The following is a 17138-nucleotide window of genomic DNA, read 5'->3' on the forward strand; positions in this document are numbered from 1 at the left end:
CGTTTTGCCCTCCCCGTTGATCGAACGCAATATCCACACAGAAAAAAACACAAATCGCCAATAGGCACTTGCTATTCTACGAATAAGAATTATTCTCATTGAACTCATCAAGGAGAACGACCATGACTTATTTGATAGATGCCTGGCTGGACCGCCCACACCCTTACCTGCGGATCCTGCATCGGGAAACCGGTGAAGTCTGTGCGGTACTGGAAGAAGAAGCGCTGAATGAACTGCAGGACCAGGGCGACCTGGACGTCAACGGGCTGAGCTCGAGTGAACCTGGGGTGCTGAAGGAGGTGGTACGTAATCTGTTTCTGTTCTGCTATGCCCGAGCGTTGCGCCCGGCGACGGAGCTGAATGGCAAGTTCCATCCATGAACCACCACGCACATTCTGTGAGTACGGGGCTTATGTGGGAGCGGGCTTGTTGTGGCGAGCACGCTTGCTTGCGCTGGGGTGCGAAGCGCCCCTAACTGCCGACGACTGCTGCGCAGCCGAGCGGGAGCATGCGCCCTCGCCACAACAAACCCGCTCCCACACAAGCCCAACACCCACAGAAATCAGCAGGTCTTACAGAACGTCGAGCAGCTCGACGTCAAACACCAGAACGCTGTGCGGCGGGATGCTGCCAACGCCTTGAGCGCCGTAAGCCAGTTCGCTCGGCACGTACAGGCGCCATTTGCTGCCGGCATTCATCAGTTGCAGGGCTTCGGTCCAGCCGGCGATCACGCCGCCCACCGGGAATTCTGCAGGCTGGCCGCGATCGTAGGAGCTGTCGAACACAGTGCCATCGATCAGCGTGCCGTGGTAGTGAGTACGCACTTGGTCTTCACGGGTCGGCTTGGCGCCGTCACCGGCCGTCAGCACTTCAAATTGCAGGCCGGAAGCCAGGGTGGTGATGCCATCACGCTTGGCGTTTTCAGCCAGGAATGCCAGGCCAGCGCCAGCCGCGGCTTCAGCCTTGGCGGCCGCTTCGGCTTGCATGATTTCGCGGATCACCTTGAAGCTGGCGGCCATTTGTTCCTGGTCGACACGGCTTGGCTTGCCGGCGAATGCGTCGGTCAGGCCAGCCAGGATCGCGTCCAGGCTGACGCCCGGTGGTGGGTTGTCGCGCAGTTGGTCGCCCAACTGACGGCCGATACCGTAGCTGACGCGGGTTTCGTCGGTGGACAGATTAACTTCGGACATGAAGAGGCTCCGCTGTAGGACAGCACGGTTTCCCGCGCCATCCAGAACTAAAAGGGCCCGCAGACTAGCACACAAGACCCGCCCATGATCAGCCCCCTCCCCCTTCAGCCACCGCGCTGGCACCCCTTCGTCGCTCTGCGACGAAATAGCATTTCAGATTCATCTCTTGTCGCCGATACAGCCCTACACAGCAGCTGGCTCCAAAATCAATAACCGTCCAGCACACCCCCATTTTTCTTGCGGAGCATTCAATGAACAGCTGGTTCGGCAACATCAGCGTCAACCTCAAACTCGGCCTGGGCTTCGGCCTGGTGCTGGTCCTCACCTCGATCCTGGCCCTCACCGGCTGGACCAGCCTCGGCGGCCTGATCGACCGCAGTAACTGGATGAGCGATATCACCCAGCTCAACGCATCGTTGACCAAACTGCGAATCGTGCGCCTGCAATACATGCTCGCCAACGGCGACGAAGCCGTGGCCCAGAATGTACAGACCAGCCTGGATGCTTTCGCGGCCCAGCAACAGAAACTCCTGGACAGCTTCAAGAGCCCGGATAACCTCAAGCTGCTCAACGAGCAGAAAGGCGTCATTACCGCCTATCAACAGTCCCTGAACAAAATGCGTGAGGCCTACCGTAACGGCAATGCCTCTCGCCAGGTGATGGGCGACAAGGCCGATATCGCCAACGCACAGATCGAAGCGTTGGACACCAAAGTGCAGCAGATGCCCGAAAGCCCGGAGCGTTTCAGCCAATTCCAGGCCGTGACGCGAGCCAAAGAAGAGTTCATGTTGGCCCGCTATGAAGTGCGTGGCTACATCGCCAACGTCAGCCCGGACACCGAAGCCCGTGCCGCCGCACAAATTGAAAAAGCCATCAGTGGCTTGAAAGGTCTCAGCGCCGTATTCGGTGCGAGCGAGCAAAGCGCTTTGACTGCGCTTGAAACCGCCCTAGGCGCCTACCGCACGGCCGTGCAGAACTACAAGGCAGCCAACGCCAACATCGTCACCGCCCGTGCCGAGATGACCACACAGGGTGCCGACATCGTCACCATCAGCGACAAGCTGTACGAAATTCAACTGAACCGCCGCGATGCCGAAAGCGCCCAGGCCCGTAGCCTGCAATTGATCAGCACCTTGCTGGCCCTGCTGGTTGGCGTCATCGCCGCATGGGTCATCACCCGCCAGATCACACGCCCGATCCAGGAAACCCTGGCCGTGGTGGAACGCATTGCCTCCGGCGACTTGAGCCACAACATCCAGGTCACGCGCCGTGATGAACTGGGCGTGCTGCAACAAGGCATCCAGCGCATGGGCACTACCCTGCGCGAATTGATCAGCGGTATTCGCGACGGCGTGACGCAGATTGCCAGCGCCGCTGAAGAGTTGTCGGCGGTGACCGAGCAAACCAGCGCCGGCGTGAACAGCCAGAAGATCGAGACCGATCAGGTCGCCACCGCGATGCACGAAATGACGGCCACTGTGCAGGAAGTCGCGCGTAACGCCGAACAGGCGTCCCTGGCCGCCGCAGATGCCGATGGTCAAGCCCGCGCAGGCGACAAAGTGGTCGCTGAAGCCATCGCTCAGATCGAGCGCCTGGCCGCGGAAGTGGCCCGTTCCACCGACGCCATGACCCACCTGCAACAAGAGAGCAACAAGATCGGCAGCGTGATGGACGTGATCAAGGCTGTGGCCGAACAGACCAACCTGCTGGCCCTCAACGCGGCGATTGAAGCGGCGCGTGCCGGTGAAGCCGGTCGTGGGTTTGCTGTGGTGGCTGACGAAGTGCGCGGCCTGGCCCAGCGCACGCAAAAATCCACCGAGGAAATCGAAGGCCTGGTCGCCGGCTTGCAGAACGGCACCCAGCAAGTGGCCAACGTGATGAACAACAGCCGCAGCCTCACCGACAGCAGCGTTGAGCTGACGCGCAAGGCTGGTGTATCGCTGGAGAACATCACCCGTACGGTGTCGAACATCCAGTCGATGAACCAGCAGATCGCCGCCGCCGCAGAACAGCAAAGCGCCGTGGCGGAAGAGATCAGCCGCAGCATTGTGAATGTGCGTGATGTGTCGGAGCAGACTGCTACGGCGAGCGATGAGACGGCCAAGTCGAGTGTGGAACTGGCGCGGTTGGGTAGCCAACTGCAGCAGATGGTCAGTCACTTCCGGGTATAAAACCGCAATCCCTGTGGCGAGGGAGCAAGCTCCCTCGCCACAGGCAAACAATCCCAGCCACTCACTGGGATTGCAAAAAAACCGCCCTACACAGGCGGTTTTTTATTGCCTGCGATTTGCCCTTCAGCCCTCGCCTTCCTCGACAAACACCACCCGATTTCCAAATGGATCCTTGATGCTCATCTCCCGCGATCCCCAAGGCGTTTCCTCAACCCCGGGCTTGGCATACCGATAGTCCTTGCCCGCCAACTGCTGCTGATAGGCATCCACGCCTTGCGCCTGAATCCGCACCGCCGCACCCGGCGAGGCATCGCCATGGTGCTCAGTCAAATGCAGCACACATTCGCCCAGCGACACCTGCAAATACAGCGGGAAATTTGCCTCGAAACGATGCTGCCAATCCACTTTGAACCCCAGGAAGTCGACGTAGAACTCCAATGCCTTGGCCTCGTCGAAAATTCGCAGAATGGGGGTGACTTTTCCTAAGTGCATGGTGACCGCTCCGTGTATGAGAACGCCCACTATAGAGACGAAAACCCACGGCGCAAATCCCCACTGCGTGCCAGGAAACGACCCGGCCGCTGGCCATTCGCCTGCCCGTCGCTGTAGCTCAACACGCCGTTGACCCATACCCCATCGATGCCCTCGGCCGCGCGCTGCGGTTCCTTGAAGTCCGCCACATCACGCACGCGCAACGGGTCGAACAACACCAGGTCAGCCCAGTGCCCCTCGCGGATTTCACCCCGATCAGCCAGGCCAAAACGCGCCGCGGACAAGCCGGTCATCTTGTGCACAGCGGTGTGCAACGGGAACAACCCCACATCGCGGCTGAAATGCCCCAGCACCCGTGGAAACGCGCCCCACAAACGCGGATGCGGGAACGGATCCTCAGGCAAACCATCCGACCCCACCATCGATAACGGATGCGCCAGGATCCGCCGCACATCCGCCTCGTCCATCCCGTAATACACCGCCCCTGCCGGTTGTAGCCGGCGTGCGGCGTCCATCAACGAAACGTCCCACTCAGCGGCAATCTCCTGCAAATCGCGCCCGCCCATTGCCGGGCACGGCGTCGACCAGGTAATGGTGATACGAAACGCGTCCGTCACCTGCTTGAGGTCCAGGGTCGAAGAACTCGCGGCATAGGGGTAGCAGTCACAGCCCACCGGATGGGTTTTCGCCGCCCGCTCCAGCGACGCCAACAGCTGCGGACTACGCCCCCAATTTCCGGCACCGGCACATTTGAGGTGGGAAATGATCACCGGCACCTTGGCATGTCGGCCGATCAGAAACGCCTCGTCCATCGCCTCCAGCACCGGTTCGAATTCACTGCGCAAATGGGTGGTGTACACCGCACCGAACGCGGTGAGTGCCTCACTCAGTTGCAGCACTTCGTCGGTCTCGGCATTGAATGCACTGGCGTAGGCCAGGCCTGTGGATAAACCGAGGGCGCCGGCTTCGAGGCTCTCTTGCAACTGCACGCGCATGGCGGCGATTTCATCCGCCGAGGCGGTGCGGTGCAGGTCGTCCATGTGGTTGCTGCGCAACGCGGTATGGCCGATCAACGCCGCGACGTTCACCGCAGGATGTGCACTTTCTACTGCAGCCCGGTAATCGGCAAAACGCGGGTAAGCAAACGCCTCACGCGTGCCCAACAGGTTCATCGGGTCCGGCGGATCGCTGCGCAAACTCACAGGCGATGCGCTGATGCCGCAGTTGCCGACAATCACCGTGGTCACGCCCTGGCTGAGCTTGGGTAGCATCTGCGGGTGGCGGATCACCACCGTGTCGTCGTGGGTGTGCACGTCAATGAAACCCGGCGCCAACACGCGGCCGGCGGCATCAATTTCATGCTCGGCCATGGCCGTCGACAAATCGCCAATCGTCTCGATGCGCCCGTCGCGCAGCCCCACATCAGCGACATAGCCGGGCGTGTTGCTGCCATCAATGATCAGCGCCTGGCGTATCAACGTGTCGTACTTCATTTCAGTCTCCAAGCGGCAGGCTGTCAGGGCCGCCGCGATAATCGTCCAGGGCCAGCTTGATCCGGCGCAGGCGCTCCTGGTTGTCGTCCGGCAGGGCCAAGGCCAGCTCGGTAGCGAGCAGGTCGATGGCCAGCAGCATGCCGTAGCGCGCCGCCGTGGGTTTGTAGATAAAGCTGGTTTCGGCCGGTTGCAGCGGCAGCAGCACATCTGCCAGTTGCGCCAAGGGTGAATCCGCAAGGGTGATAGCGACGATGCGCGCGTCGTAGTTGCGCGCCAGTTCCACCACGTCCAGCAGTTCGGGGGTGAGGCCGGTCAAGGAGCACACGATCAGCGCATGCTCCGGCCCCAGGGTCGCGGCCGTGACACGCATCATCACGGGGTCATGACAGGCGGCAATCGGATAGCCCAGACGCACCAGCCGTACCTGCAACTCATCGCTGCACAGGCTCGACGGGCCGCCCATACCGAACGCATGGATCATCCGCGCCTTGCCCAGCAGGTTGACCGCATCAACAAAGCTCGCCTGGTTGAACCCCGACAAGTGCTGCCGCAACGTCGCCTCGATATCCCCCAGGATCTGCCGATGAAACGCCGATTGCTCCGGTAACCCCGCAGGGTCGAGGAAGCGACTGCCGACCCCACTGGCCTGCGCCAATTGCAGGCGCAAGTCACGCAAGTCCCTACACCCCACACTGCGCGCGAACCGCGACAAGGTGGCCGTGCTGACCTCGGCCCGTTGGGACAATGCCTCCAGGCTGGCCGACGCGGCAAAGCCCACATCATCGAGCATCAGCTTGGCGATACGCCCTTCGCCGGCGCTGAAGGAATCCTGACGGGCGCGGATCTGGTAGAGGATATCCATGGGGTCTCCGGGTTACAAAATGAGGCTCATAAAACAAGAGACAGGCCGTAGGTGAGACCGAATGCCACCACAGAAATCAACGTCTCCAGCACGGTCCAGGTCTTGAAGGTCTGGATCACCGTCATATTGAAGTATTCCTTGATCAGCCAGAAGCCGCCGTCGTTCACGTGGGAAAAGATCACCGAGCCCGCACCGGTGGCCAACACCAGCAATTCGGGGTGTGGATAACCCAGGCCCATGGCGACCGGTGCTACAACACCGGACGCGGTGGTCATGGCAACGGTGGCCGAGCCCGTGGCGATCCGCATCAACGCGGCAAACAGCCACCCCATCACCAGCGGCGACAAGTGGAACGCGTGGGCCAGACCAAGAATTTCGTTAGTCACTCCGGCGTCCACCAGGATCCGGTTCAAGCCGCCCCCCGCCCCCACCAGCAAGGTGATGCTCGCGGTCGGCGCGAGGCATTCATTGGTGAACGTGAGGATCGACTCGCGGTTGAAACCCTGCGCAATACCCAAGGTCCAGAAGCTCACCAAGGTCGCCACCAGCAGCGCAATCACCGAGTTGCCGATAAACAGCAGGAACTGGTTGAAACCGGTGCCCGGCGTGGAAATCACGTTGGCCCAGCCGCCGATCATCATCAGCACCACCGGCAACAGAATGGTGCCCATGGTCAGCGTAAAGCTTGGCAAGCGTGTACGCGGTTCGCGGTCGATGAACTGGCGTTCCAGCGGATTTTCCGCCGGCAGGTGAATGCGCGGCACAATGAATTTGGCGTAGAGCGGGCCGGCGATGATTGCCGTGGGGATACCAATGAGGATCGCATACAGCACGGTCTGCCCCACCGATGCGTTATACGCCAGCACCGCCATCATCGCGGCCGGGTGCGGCGGCACCAGCGCATGCACCACCGACAGGCCGGCGACCATCGGCAAACCGACCATCAGGATCGACACGCCCACACGCCGCGCCACGGTAAAGGCGATCGGCACCAGCAGCACAAAACCCACCTCGAAAAACAGCGGCAATCCCACCAGGAAGGCGATGCACACCATGGCCCAGTGCGCATTGCGCTCGCCAAACCGGTTGATCAACGTACACGCCACCTGCTCGGCACCGCCGGACTCGGCCATCATCTTGCCAAGCATGGTGCCCAGCGCCACGACCAGGGCGATATGCCCCAGGGTCTTGCCGACGCCCGCTTCGTAAGAGCCCATAATGGTGTCCGCCGGCATCCCGGCCATCAGCGCCAGGCCGATGGACACCAGGGTGATGACGATAAACGGATTGAGCCGGTAACGTGCAATCAGCACGATCAAAGCAATGATGGCGATGGCAGCGTATGCCAATAGCCCGAAGCCCGGTGATGCGGCCATGCGGTACTCCTCGGAAAGGGTCACGTCGAATTGATTGTGAAACTCATAAATCATTACCGAGGAGTGTTTTCAATTTTTATGAAAGTAATTTTCGCCCACGGACAAGCGGTGTCGCGCTGGGATATGCCCGACAACCGTGTATGAAAATTCGAGGGGTGTTCTTACATGAAGATCAGACGATGCCGGAAACTCAACGTGCGCCATCGAGTCATAGAATGCGCCTCCACTCATGCCCAGGAACACCGACCATGATTCGCACCGCCCTTGCCGCCAGCGCCCTGCTTCTCGCCCTCTGCGGCAACGCCTCGGCCGCCGACAACGCCGCCTTGAAAAAATGCATGGACAGCGCCAACACGACCGCAGACATGGTCAGTTGCAACGCCAAGGAAACCAAGGTGCAGGATGCGCGCCTGAACAGGGCCTACAAGACCGCCCTCGCCGCCCAGGAAGGCGCGCGCAAACAGCAACTGCAAGACGTGCAGCGCCTGTGGATAAAATACCGTGACGCCAATTGCGGTTTCGCAGGCTCCGCTACCGGCGGCACGCTCGACCAGGTCAACGGCTCCGGCTGCGTGCTCGACATGACCCAAACCCGCGCCCAAGAGCTGGAAGACCTGGTCGGGCCATAACTGCACAAGCCGTCCTCCCGTGGCGAGGGAGCTTGCTCCCGCTGGGCTGCGCAGCGGCCCCAAAAACCTTCGCGGCGCTGCGCTCTGCAGACCAGCCCGGTAAGGCGGGAGCGGCTCAATCAGTCGTGGTGAACCTTGGCACGCTTGAGCAACTTCTTGCAGCGCTCGGACAAATGCAGCACCCGTAAGTGCTTGCCCGCCTTGGTGTAACGCTCACGCAGGGTCATCAAGGCGGCAATCGCTGAATAGTCGACAAAACTCAGGTGACGGCAATCCAGCGTCACCTGGTCCGGGTCGTTGGCCGGGTCGAATTGATTCAAAAACGGCGTGGTCGAGGCAAAGAACAACGTGCCATGCAGGCGATAGAGCTTGCTGCCATCGGCTTCCAGGTGCTCATCCGCATACAGCTCCCGCGCTTGTTGCCAGGCGAAATTCAGCGCCGCAATCACGATCCCGCACAGCACCGCCGTGGCCAGGTCGGTGAACACGGTGATCACCGTCACCGCGATGATCACCAGCACGTCATTGAGCGGCACCTTGTTGATCACCCGCAGCGACGCCCAGGCAAAGGTCTGCTGGGACACCACGAACATCACGCCCACCAACGCCGCCAGCGGGATCCGCTCGATCAACGGCGACAGGAACAGAATGAACAACAGGATCATCACCCCGGCAAACACCCCGGAGAAACGCCCGCGCCCGCCGGAGCTGAGGTTGATCACGGTTTGCCCGATCATCGCGCAACCGCCCATGCCGCCGAATACGCCCGAAACCATGTTGGCCGCGCCCAGCGCCACGCTTTCACGGTCCGGGTAGCCACGGGTCTCGGTGATTTCATCGGTGAGGTTGAGGGTCAGCAGGGTTTCCAGCAGGCCGACCATGGCCATCAGGAACGCGTAGGGGGCAATGATGCCCAAGGTTTCCAGGTTCCACGGAATCTGCGGTAGCGCGAAGGTCGGCAGGCCGCCGGCGATGTGGGCCATGTCACCCAACGTGCGGGTCGGCAGGCCGAGCAGGTACACCGCCAGGCCGACGCCCAGGATCGCCACCAGCGCGGGCGGCACGGCGCGGGTGATGCGTGGCAGCAGGTAGACGATGGCCATGGTCACCAGCACCAGGCCGGTCATCACGTACAGCGACGTGCCCGTGAGCCAGTGTTCACCGCTCTTGAAATGCTCCAACTGCGCCAGGGCAATGATGATCGCCAGGCCGTTGACGAAACCCAGCATCACCGGATGCGGCACCATGCGCACCAGCTTGCCCAGGCGCAACAGGCCGAAGGCGACCATGATCAGCCCGCCCAGCAATACCGTGGCCAGCAGGTACTCCACGCCGTGCTGAACCACCAACGCGACGATCACCACCGCCATCGAGCCTGCCGCACCGGACACCATGCCAGGGCGACCGCCGAATAACGCGGTCAGTGTGCAGATGATAAAGGCGCCATAGAGCCCCATCAGCGGGTTGAGGTGAGCCACCAGGGCAAAGGCGATGCATTCAGGCAGCAGCGCAAAAGACGTAGTGAGGCCGGCCAGGGCATCGGCGCGCAGACGGGTGAGGTTCATGAGGTACCAGGGTCATGCGGGGGATAAGGCGGGGAATGGTACGGAATTGCGGCGAGGGGAGCTAGTCAGGGAGACCACGTCGAACCCATCGGGGGCAAGCCCCCTCCCACAGTTGACCGAGTTCCACGCTTGGAATGCCAACACATGTGGGAGGGGCGTGCCCCCGATGGCGACACCTCGGACTCAGGTGAACATCACACCATTTCGTTGCGAATCCACTCCACGACCGACGTACGCTTGGGCACCCAGCCCAGCAACTCACGGGCATGCTTGCCACGCACCCGGCTGTTGGAGCCCAAGCCATAGTTGGCCATTTCATAGCCCCACTCGGCTTCAGCGTCGGCCAAAGGCCAATCCTGCGGTTTGCCCAGGTTCAGGGCTTCGGCAATCGCGGTGGTCATCTCGATAAACGACGCCTCGCCGCTTTCCACGAAGTAGAAAGTGCCCGGCACGTTCTTGGTCAGTGCCAGCAGGTACAGCGCCACCACGTCATCAATGTGCACGTTGGACCAGATGTTCTGCCCGCTGCCCACATGGCGCACCACGCCGCTTTTGCGTGCCTGCTTGAGCAGACGCGGCAATTGCACGCTGTCGCGCTTCACGCCCAGGCTGTGGCCGTAGATCAGGGTGTTGCAAATCACCGCTGAATTCACGCCGTCCTGGGCCGCCGCCAGGATCAGGTTGTCGATGGCCACGCGGGCAGCCTTGTCGACGGTCGGCTCCGGCAGATTGTCTTCAACGTAGATGACATCGCTGGACTTGCCACCCGACGCATCACCGACAATGCTCGAACCGCTGGTGTGCAGGAACGGCTTGTTCGAGCCCTGCAATGCCGCCAACAGGGTTTCCACGGCGACGCGATGGTCGCTGCTCGCGGCATTGATCACCGCGTCGGCCTTCTGCGCTTGTTCGGTCAACACGGCGTCGTCGTCAAGGGTGCCGATCACCGGGGTGATGCCCAAGGCGGTCATCTCAGCCGCTTGCTCAGCGCTGCGCACCAGGCCGGTTACCGTGTGGCCAGCCTTGACCAGGCCGGTGGCGATGGAACCACCGATAAAACCGGCGGCGCCGGTAACGAATACGTTCATGGAGAGTGCTCCTGACTGGGTAAGTGATGAGCTCAGTATCAAGGGCTCATCCCTGACGAATAAGCCCCTGCTGCCCAATTCACTCTTGCGTGCAGATCACGAATCAGCAGGCATACCGCGCCAGTTTGGCCTGGATAAAGTCGAGGAAACACTGGATGCGCAACGCCAACTGCGAGTTGCGATAGAACACCGCGTGGATCGGCTGGCGATAACCACTGTTGAACGCCTCCAGCACCGGCACCAGGCGACCGGCGTCAATATCGTCGACGGTCATGAAGTTCGACAGGCAGCAGATGCCCTGCCCTTCCAGCGCCAATTGCCGCACGGTTTCGCCGCTGGACGCCGCCACGCGGGGCTGGATCAACCAGCGGTCGCCCTCCACATGGCGCAGCGGCCAGTGGTTGAGGGTTTCGGTCTGGGTGAACCCCAGCAGCGTGTGGCCCGCCAACTCGGCGACCGTGGTTGGCGTGCCGTGTTGCTTGAGGTACTCGGGGCTGGCGAGGATATGCAACGGCGTAGAACCGAGCGCGCGCGCATGCAGGGTGGAGTCAGCCAGGGCGCCAATGCGAATGGCGATGTCCGTGCTCTGTTCCAGCAGGTCGATGATCAAGTCATCGCTGTTCAGCTCCAGCAGGATCTCCGGGTAGAGGCTGCGAAACTCGGCGATGTACGGCACGATCCCATGCAGCATGAACGGCACGGCAGCATTGATGCGCAGGCGCCCCGCCGGTTTCTTCTGGCGCGACGACAGGCGCTCTTCCAACGCCTCCATCTGCGCCAGGATCACCTTGGCCTGTTCGAAGAAGTACTTGCCCTCCTCGGTCAGGTCCATGCGCCGCGTCGTGCGGTTGATCAGCGTGGTGTCGAGCTTGGCCTCCAGGCGCGACAAGGTGCGGCTGACCGCCGATGGCGTCTGCCCGACCTGCTCTGCGGCAGCGGAAATCGAACCGCATTCAATCACGCTGACGAAGATCTGTAGCTCATCGGATCGGGCTTTCACGGGCGCGCCTCGTTATCGGTTCACAGCAGCTTACACCGAGAAATTGAACACCTGCGCCAGATGCTGCTCGTAGCGCACCACATGAGCCTCGATCGCCGGGCGCTTCATCACGTCCCACTGATCAGCAGATGGCCGCCGAGCAACGCCATGCCGATGAAGAACACGCGCTTGAACAACAGCGCACTGATGCGCTGGCGCACCACTTGGCCCAGCCACATGCCCAACAGTGCCGGCACCAGCGCCAGCAATGACGCGTTCAGCTCTCCACCGCCCAAAGTGCCGCGCCAGGCCAGCCCGGCAGCGAGTGCCAGCGTCGACACGGTGAATGACAGCCCCAGCGTTTGCACCAACTGATCACGGCTCAAGCCGAGGGCTTGCAGATACGGCACGGCAGGAATCACAAACACACCGGTCGCCGAGGTGATGATGCCGGTGATCCCCCCGCACAGCGGGCCCAGCCAGCGTTCGGTGTGCGGCGCTACCTTGAACGAGGGCAGGAACAAGCCGCTCAGTGCATACACCAGCAACGCCCCGCCCAGCGCATGAACGACCCAGCCACCCCCGTCCATGCCCAGCCATAACGTGCCAAGCCCGGTGCCGAGGAAGATCAGCAGCAGCATCGGCCAGAGGCGCTTGATCAAGGCGCTCAGGTGACCGCCGAATGCCAGTTGCCACAGGTTGGTGACGGTCGAGGGAATGATCAGCAATGCGGCTGCCTGCGCCGGGAGCATAGCCAGGCCGAGCAGGCCCATGGCGACGGTGGGCAGACCGAGGCCGATCACGCCTTTGACAGTACCGGCCAGCAGGAAGGTGCCGATCACCAGCAGCGTCAAGGCGGGGCCGATATGTTGGTAGAACGCGAGGAAGGTATTCATGGGCGGATTGTCGAGCATTGAGGCACGTTGGAAAATGCGCCATATACTGAGGCAGACTCTTGTTTTGCCTGAGGCTGGTGCCCATGCACTTTGACCTGATAGACCTGCGCCTTTACCTGCACATCGTCGACACCGGCAACATCACCGCCGGGGCGGCCCGCAGTCATTTGTCCCTGGCCGCCGCCAGTGCGCGTATCCGTGCAATGGAGGCGTCGCTGGGTATCGAGTTTCTTCAACGCGGCCGCCGTGGCGTCACACCCACGCCCGCCGGTAAAGCCCTCGCCCGTCACGCCCGGCTGTTGCTGCAACAGGCCGAGCACCTGCAACAGGACCTGGCGGAATACGCCAACGGCGTCAAAGGCCAGGTGCGCCTGCTGTGCAACACCACCGCCCTCAGCGAATACCTGCCCGAACTGCTGGCGGACTTTTTGCGCGAGCATCCCAACCTCGATATCGACCTGCAGGAACTGCCGAGCTTGCGCATCACCCAGGCCTTGCGCCAGGGCACGGCAGACCTCGGGATCATTTCCGACGCCGTCGACACCCACGGCCTGCAAACCCTGCCGTTTCGCGATGACCCGCTGGTATTGATCATGCCGCTGGACCATCCGCTCACCACCCAACACGTGAGCTTCATCGACAGCCTTCAACACGACTACGTCGGCCTGGCCGCTGACAGCGCCCTGGCGGTGTACCTGGAAGAACAGGCGCTGCACGCCGGTTTCCGCTTGCAGACACGCATCCGTGCCGAGGGGTTTGATGGGGTGATTCGCATGGTCGCCCGTGGCGCCGGCTTGGGTGTCGTGCCCCAGGCGGCACTGGAGCGTTGGCGCTCAGAGCGCTGCTTCAAGGCCCAGCCGCTCACGGAGGACTGGGCCTGTCGCCGGCTACTGCTCTGCGCGCGCGCATTTGAGCATCTGCCCGGTTACGCCAAAGCCTTGTTCGACGCCTTGGCCCTGCCCTTGCGGAAAAACCCGTAGTACACCGCCGACAGAATCAGCAGGAACGGCACGCCAAACACCAACGTCATCTTGAACGCCTCGGTGAAATAGGTGGTCACCATCACCGCGCCCATCAGCACCAGGCCCAGCAGCGTGCTGTAGGGAAACAGCCGCAGTTCGAACGACAGCTTCGGCCCGCCATGGCGCCTGCGGTAACGGCGGAAGCACAGGTGCGTGAGGAAGATCATGAACCAGGTAAAGATCGCGCCAAACATCGAGATCGCCATCATCAGGGTGAACGAGCTTTCCGGGTACACCACGTTCAGCAAGGTCGCCAGGGCAATGCCCGAGCTGGACAGCAGCAACGCGTTCAGCGGAATGCCGCTCTTGCTCAAGGCGCCCATGGACTTGGGCGCAAAGCCGGCGCGGGAAAGGCTGAACATCATGCGCGTGGTGATATAAAGCTGGCTGTTCATCGCCGACAGCGCCGCGATCAGGATCACGAAATTCATCACCCCGGTGGCGCCGGGAATACCGATGGTCTGCATCACTGTGACGAACGGGCTTTGGGTCTGCCCGGCCTGGTTCCACGGCACGATGGCCAGCATCAGCGCCAGGGTCAGCAGATAAAACACCACCAGCCGCACGAGGGTGGCGCGGAAGGCTTTCTTCACTGCCTGTTCCGGGTCCGCCGCTTCACCGGCGGCCACCGCGATCATCTCCACACTCAGGTAGCTGAAGATCGACACGATCACCGCGATCCACATGCCGCTCAGGCCATGGGGGAAAAAACCATCGTGGGCCGTGTAGTTCTGCACGCCGTAGTCCGGGTTGCCGGAACCGAATACCACGTACACGGCGAGGAGGATGAAGCCGACGATGGCGCTGATCTTGATCGTCGAGAACCAGTATTCGAAGTTACCGAAGGTCTTCACGCTGATGGCGTTGAGCAGGATCAGCACGCTGGAAAACGACACGATCCACACCCATTCCGGCACGTTGGCGAACCAGTACTTCATGTACATCGCCACCGCCGTGACCTCGGCGCCCACCGCCAGCACAATCGCCGCCCAGTAGGCGTAGCGCACCAGGAAACCGGCCAGCGGGCTGATGTAGAACTCGGCGTAGGCGCCGAAGGAGCCCGAGGTGGAATGGGCCACCGTCATCTCCGCCAGGCACCCCATCAGCAGCAACGTAATCAACGCGCCGATGGCGTAGCTCACCAGCACACTGGGCCCGGCATAACCGATGGCGTAGGCGCTGCCCATGAACAGCCCGGTGCCGATGGCGCCACCGATGGCGATCATGCTCATCTGGCCGGAAGTGAGCTGGCGCCGCAGGCCCAGTTCGCGGTGGGTGATCTCGGCAAAGCCCTTGTCTGGCGTGGTCACGTGGTGTGCCCCTTTATTATTGTGATTGCACCGTTTGGATATTCACGCAGAACCCCTGTGGGAGGGGGCAAGCCCCCGATAGCAGTGTGTCAGGTAGCTATAGGTTGACTGGCCCGACGCCATCGGGGGCAAGCCCCCTCCCACAGTTTGATCGGCGTTGTGTCAGGTGACGCTGTTACGGACTTTGTATTGCGGCTGATTCCAGGTGTGGTTGTCGAGGATGTCGCCGAGGATTTCCACGGCGTCCCAGACCTCAGTGAAGCTTGTGTACAGCGGCGTAAATCCGAAACGCATGATGCGCGGCTCGCGGTAGTCACCGATCACGCCACGGGCGATCAAGGCCTGGATCACGGCGTAGCCTTCAGGGTGCTCGAAGCTCACATGGCTACCACGCCGGGCGTGCTCACGCGGGGTGATCAACACCAGTTCATGGGCCGCGCAACGCGTTTCCACCAGCGCAATAAACAGGTCGGTCAACGCCAGGGATTTGCTGCGCAAGCTGGCCATGTCGGTCTGGGCAAAAATCTCCAGGCCGCACTCCACCATCGCCAGCGAGGTGATCGGCTGCGTGCCGCACAGGTAGCGTGCGATACCGGCACTCGGTGCGTAAGTCGATTCCATGGCGAACTGCCGGGTGTGCCCGAACCAGCCCGACAGCGGCTGACGCACCAGGTCCACCAACGCCGGGTTGACCCACACAAATGCCTGGGAGCCAGGGCCACCGTTGAGGTACTTGTAGGTGCAGCCGATCGCGTAATCGGCACCGGCCTGATGCAGGTCGATGGGCACTGCGCCCGCCGAGTGCGCCAGGTCCCAGAGGCTCAACGCGCCACACTCATGGCTCAGGGCGGTCAGCGCCTGCATGTCGTACATGTAGCCGGTCTTGTAGTTGACGTGGGTGAGCATCACCACCGCCACGTCCTGGTCAATGGCCTGGGGCAATTCGTCCGGGCTGTTCACCAGGCGCAAGGAATAGCCGTGTTGCAGCAGTTCGGCCAGGCCCTCGGCGATGTACAGGTCGGTGGGAAAGTTGCTCGCCTCGCTGACGATCACCTTGCGATTCGGCTGGCGTTGACGCTGCACGCTCAACGCGGCGCTGAGCACCTTGAACAGGTTGATGGAGGTGGTATCGGTGATCACCACTTCGCCGTCACGCGCACCGATCAGCGGTGCCAGGCGGTTGCCCAGGCGCTGGGACAAGTCCGCCCAACCGGCGCTGTTCCAGCTGCGAATCAGGCCATTGCCCCACTCTTCGACAATCACCGCCTGCGCCCGCGCCAACGCCGCCACCGGACGGGCACCGAGGGAGTTGCCATCGAGGTAGATCACCCCCTCGGGCAAGGCGAACTGACTGCGCAATGGCGCCAGCGAGTCCTGTGCGTCGAGGGCTTGGCAATGGCTTCGAGTGGTCATGGGCTGTCCTGGTTTTTATAATTAAGAATGGACCAAATTTTGAACGAAGTTTTAGAGAATTTTCGTGCAAAGTGACGGGCAACAGGCTAATTAAGCTGTAGGAAATTCGAATTTAACCCCCAAATACGCGGATTTATTCTAACCATGATTCTTGACGCCACCGACCTGCGCCTCCTGCATTTCCTGCAACAGGATGGCCGCATCAGCAACCAGGAACTGGCGGAAAAAGTCGCGCTGTCGCCCTCCGCGTGCCTGCGCCGTCTGCGTCTGCTGGAGAGCGAAGGCATCATCTGCGGCTACCGCGCGGTGCTGAATGCCGAGCAGTTGGGGATCGAGCTGGAGGCCATCGTGCACCTGTCCCTGCGCCAGGATGTGGAGGATTGGCACGAGACGTTTATCAAGAAGGTGCAGGGCTGGCCGGAAGTCGCCAGTGCGTATGTAATCACCGGTGCCAGCAACTATGTGCTGCGGGTGCAGGCGCGCAATCTCAAGCACTTTTCGGACTTTATCGTGAACCACCTGAACCGCACGGCGGGGGTGATGGATATTCGCTCGGAGATTGTGTTGCAGAAGATCAAGGATCGGGATGAGGTGCTCGACTTGGTCGTGCGTAAGTAGCAGCAACACCACGGGTCAAATGTGGGAGGGAGCA

At 61.6% G+C, this 17138-nt stretch carries 16 protein-coding genes and 2 pseudogenes; 6 read left to right on the plus strand and 12 right to left on the minus strand.

Going from position 1 to position 17138, the window contains the following annotated elements:
* Positions 1 to 122 precede the first annotated feature (122 nt).
* Complete coding sequence (locus BM403_RS14715; protein ID WP_003194088.1) at positions 123 to 380, plus strand: PA4570 family protein; 258 nt, start codon at positions 123 to 125, stop codon at positions 378 to 380.
* Positions 381 to 572: 192 nt separating this feature from the next.
* Here BM403_RS14715 and BM403_RS14720 read toward each other — a convergent pair whose 3' ends face one another.
* A complete protein-coding gene (locus tag BM403_RS14720) occupies positions 573 to 1190 on the minus strand; it encodes a BamJ family beta-barrel-assembly machinery protein (protein WP_015885846.1) in 618 nt (205 codons plus the stop codon).
* A 386-nt stretch (positions 1191 to 1576) separates the two neighbouring features.
* Between BM403_RS14720 and BM403_RS32525 the strand changes: the two are divergent.
* Positions 1577 to 2458: pseudogene (locus BM403_RS32525) on the plus strand (methyl-accepting chemotaxis protein); the annotation flags it as partial.
* A gap of 198 nt (positions 2459 to 2656) precedes the next feature.
* Positions 2657 to 3361 (plus strand): methyl-accepting chemotaxis protein, encoded by a 705-nt coding sequence (locus tag BM403_RS32530; RefSeq protein ID WP_371318427.1) that lies wholly within the window; start codon positions 2657 to 2659, stop codon positions 3359 to 3361.
* A 123-nt stretch (positions 3362 to 3484) separates the two neighbouring features.
* Here BM403_RS32530 and BM403_RS14730 read toward each other — a convergent pair whose 3' ends face one another.
* From BM403_RS14730 to BM403_RS14745, 4 genes are read right to left on the minus strand one after another with little or no spacing between them, the layout of a single operon-like run.
* On the minus strand, positions 3485 to 3853 hold the full coding sequence (locus BM403_RS14730; RefSeq protein WP_010206499.1) for a glyoxalase superfamily protein: 369 nt from the start codon (positions 3851 to 3853) through the stop codon (positions 3485 to 3487).
* A 29-nt stretch (positions 3854 to 3882) separates the two neighbouring features.
* Complete coding sequence (locus BM403_RS14735; protein ID WP_093543380.1) at positions 3883 to 5346, minus strand: N-acyl-D-amino-acid deacylase family protein; 1464 nt, start codon at positions 5344 to 5346, stop codon at positions 3883 to 3885.
* A gap of 1 nt (position 5347) precedes the next feature.
* Complete coding sequence (locus BM403_RS14740) at positions 5348 to 6208, minus strand: MurR/RpiR family transcriptional regulator (RefSeq protein WP_064055190.1); 861 nt, start codon at positions 6206 to 6208, stop codon at positions 5348 to 5350.
* Positions 6209 to 6234: 26 nt separating this feature from the next.
* Entirely contained in the window at positions 6235 to 7584 is a 1350-nt protein-coding gene (locus tag BM403_RS14745) for a GntT/GntP/DsdX family permease (RefSeq protein ID WP_093543438.1), read from the minus strand.
* Positions 7585 to 7832: 248 nt separating this feature from the next.
* Here BM403_RS14745 and BM403_RS14750 point away from each other — a divergent pair, with 248 nt between their 5' ends.
* Positions 7833 to 8213: a lysozyme inhibitor LprI family protein gene (locus BM403_RS14750; RefSeq protein ID WP_015885852.1), complete on the plus strand. Its 381-nt coding sequence runs from the start codon at positions 7833 to 7835 to the stop codon at positions 8211 to 8213.
* Between the two features lie 119 nt (positions 8214 to 8332).
* Here the strand turns inward: BM403_RS14750 and BM403_RS14755 are convergent, their stop codons facing one another.
* The 5 genes and pseudogenes from BM403_RS14755 to BM403_RS14770 form a co-directional block, all read right to left on the minus strand.
* Positions 8333 to 9778, minus strand: coding sequence for a SulP family inorganic anion transporter (locus BM403_RS14755; RefSeq protein WP_015885853.1), 1446 nt, complete (start codon positions 9776 to 9778; stop codon positions 8333 to 8335).
* A gap of 194 nt (positions 9779 to 9972) precedes the next feature.
* Positions 9973 to 10866, minus strand: a complete 894-nt coding sequence (locus BM403_RS14760; protein WP_093543382.1) for an NAD-dependent epimerase/dehydratase family protein — start codon at positions 10864 to 10866, stop codon at positions 9973 to 9975.
* A gap of 103 nt (positions 10867 to 10969) precedes the next feature.
* The gene (locus BM403_RS14765) at positions 10970 to 11866 is read right to left on the minus strand and encodes a LysR family transcriptional regulator (RefSeq protein WP_093543384.1); all 897 of its coding nucleotides are present in this window, start codon (positions 11864 to 11866) and stop codon (positions 10970 to 10972) included.
* 30 nt (positions 11867 to 11896) lie between these two features.
* A pseudogene (locus BM403_RS32170) lies at positions 11897 to 11980 on the minus strand (NADPH quinone reductase MdaB); the annotation flags it as partial.
* A complete protein-coding gene (locus BM403_RS14770; protein ID WP_093543441.1) occupies positions 11974 to 12741 on the minus strand; it encodes a sulfite exporter TauE/SafE family protein in 768 nt (255 codons plus the stop codon). The gene BM403_RS14770 and the pseudogene BM403_RS32170, both read right to left, overlap by 7 nt.
* Positions 12742 to 12824: 83 nt before the next feature.
* Here BM403_RS14770 and BM403_RS14775 point away from each other — a divergent pair, with 83 nt between their 5' ends.
* Positions 12825 to 13721, plus strand: a complete 897-nt coding sequence (locus BM403_RS14775) for a LysR substrate-binding domain-containing protein (protein ID WP_093543387.1) — start codon at positions 12825 to 12827, stop codon at positions 13719 to 13721.
* Here the strand turns inward: BM403_RS14775 and BM403_RS14780 are convergent.
* Both BM403_RS14780 and kynU read right to left on the minus strand, forming a co-directional pair.
* Positions 13667 to 15073, minus strand: coding sequence for an amino acid permease (locus BM403_RS14780; protein WP_093543389.1), 1407 nt, complete (start codon positions 15071 to 15073; stop codon positions 13667 to 13669). The two genes, BM403_RS14775 and BM403_RS14780, sit on opposite strands and share 55 nt — an antisense overlap.
* Before the next feature lie 162 nt (positions 15074 to 15235).
* Entirely contained in the window at positions 15236 to 16486 is a 1251-nt protein-coding gene (gene kynU / locus BM403_RS14785; RefSeq protein ID WP_093543391.1) for a kynureninase, read from the minus strand.
* A gap of 144 nt (positions 16487 to 16630) precedes the next feature.
* On the opposite strand from kynU, the gene BM403_RS14790 reads away from it, so the two are divergent.
* Positions 16631 to 17104 carry an Lrp/AsnC family transcriptional regulator gene (locus BM403_RS14790; RefSeq protein WP_015885860.1) on the plus strand — a complete coding sequence of 158 codons (474 nt, stop codon included), beginning with the start codon at positions 16631 to 16633 and terminating at the stop codon, positions 17102 to 17104.
* Positions 17105 to 17138 lie beyond the last annotated feature (34 nt).

It is taken from the genome of Pseudomonas sp. OV546 (assembly GCF_900116845.1).
Taxonomy (GTDB): Bacteria; Pseudomonadota; Gammaproteobacteria; order Pseudomonadales; family Pseudomonadaceae; genus Aquipseudomonas; species Aquipseudomonas petroselini.

Bases quoted from the DNA above. Each gene is read 5' to 3' on its own strand.
- BM403_RS14715 (WP_003194088.1), top strand. From the start codon at position 123: ATGACTTATTTGATAGATGCCTGGCTGGACCGCCCACACCCTTACCTG.
- BM403_RS14720 (WP_015885846.1), bottom strand. From the start codon at position 1,190: ATGTCCGAAGTTAATCTGTCCACCGACGAAACCCGCGTCAGCTACGGT.
- BM403_RS32530 (WP_371318427.1), top strand. From the start codon at position 2,657: ATGACGGCCACTGTGCAGGAAGTCGCGCGTAACGCCGAACAGGCGTCC.
- BM403_RS14730 (WP_010206499.1), bottom strand. From the start codon at position 3,853: ATGCACTTAGGAAAAGTCACCCCCATTCTGCGAATTTTCGACGAGGCC.
- BM403_RS14735 (WP_093543380.1), bottom strand. From the start codon at position 5,346: ATGAAGTACGACACGTTGATACGCCAGGCGCTGATCATTGATGGCAGC.
- BM403_RS14740 (WP_064055190.1), bottom strand. From the start codon at position 6,208: ATGGATATCCTCTACCAGATCCGCGCCCGTCAGGATTCCTTCAGCGCC.
- BM403_RS14745 (WP_093543438.1), bottom strand. From the start codon at position 7,584: ATGGCCGCATCACCGGGCTTCGGGCTATTGGCATACGCTGCCATCGCC.
- BM403_RS14750 (WP_015885852.1), top strand. From the start codon at position 7,833: ATGATTCGCACCGCCCTTGCCGCCAGCGCCCTGCTTCTCGCCCTCTGC.
- BM403_RS14755 (WP_015885853.1), bottom strand. From the start codon at position 9,778: ATGAACCTCACCCGTCTGCGCGCCGATGCCCTGGCCGGCCTCACTACG.
- BM403_RS14760 (WP_093543382.1), bottom strand. From the start codon at position 10,866: ATGAACGTATTCGTTACCGGCGCCGCCGGTTTTATCGGTGGTTCCATC.
- BM403_RS14770 (WP_093543441.1), bottom strand. From the start codon at position 12,741: ATGAATACCTTCCTCGCGTTCTACCAACATATCGGCCCCGCCTTGACG.
- BM403_RS14775 (WP_093543387.1), top strand. From the start codon at position 12,825: ATGCACTTTGACCTGATAGACCTGCGCCTTTACCTGCACATCGTCGAC.
- kynU (WP_093543391.1), bottom strand. From the start codon at position 16,486: ATGACCACTCGAAGCCATTGCCAAGCCCTCGACGCACAGGACTCGCTG.
- BM403_RS14790 (WP_015885860.1), top strand. From the start codon at position 16,631: ATGATTCTTGACGCCACCGACCTGCGCCTCCTGCATTTCCTGCAACAG.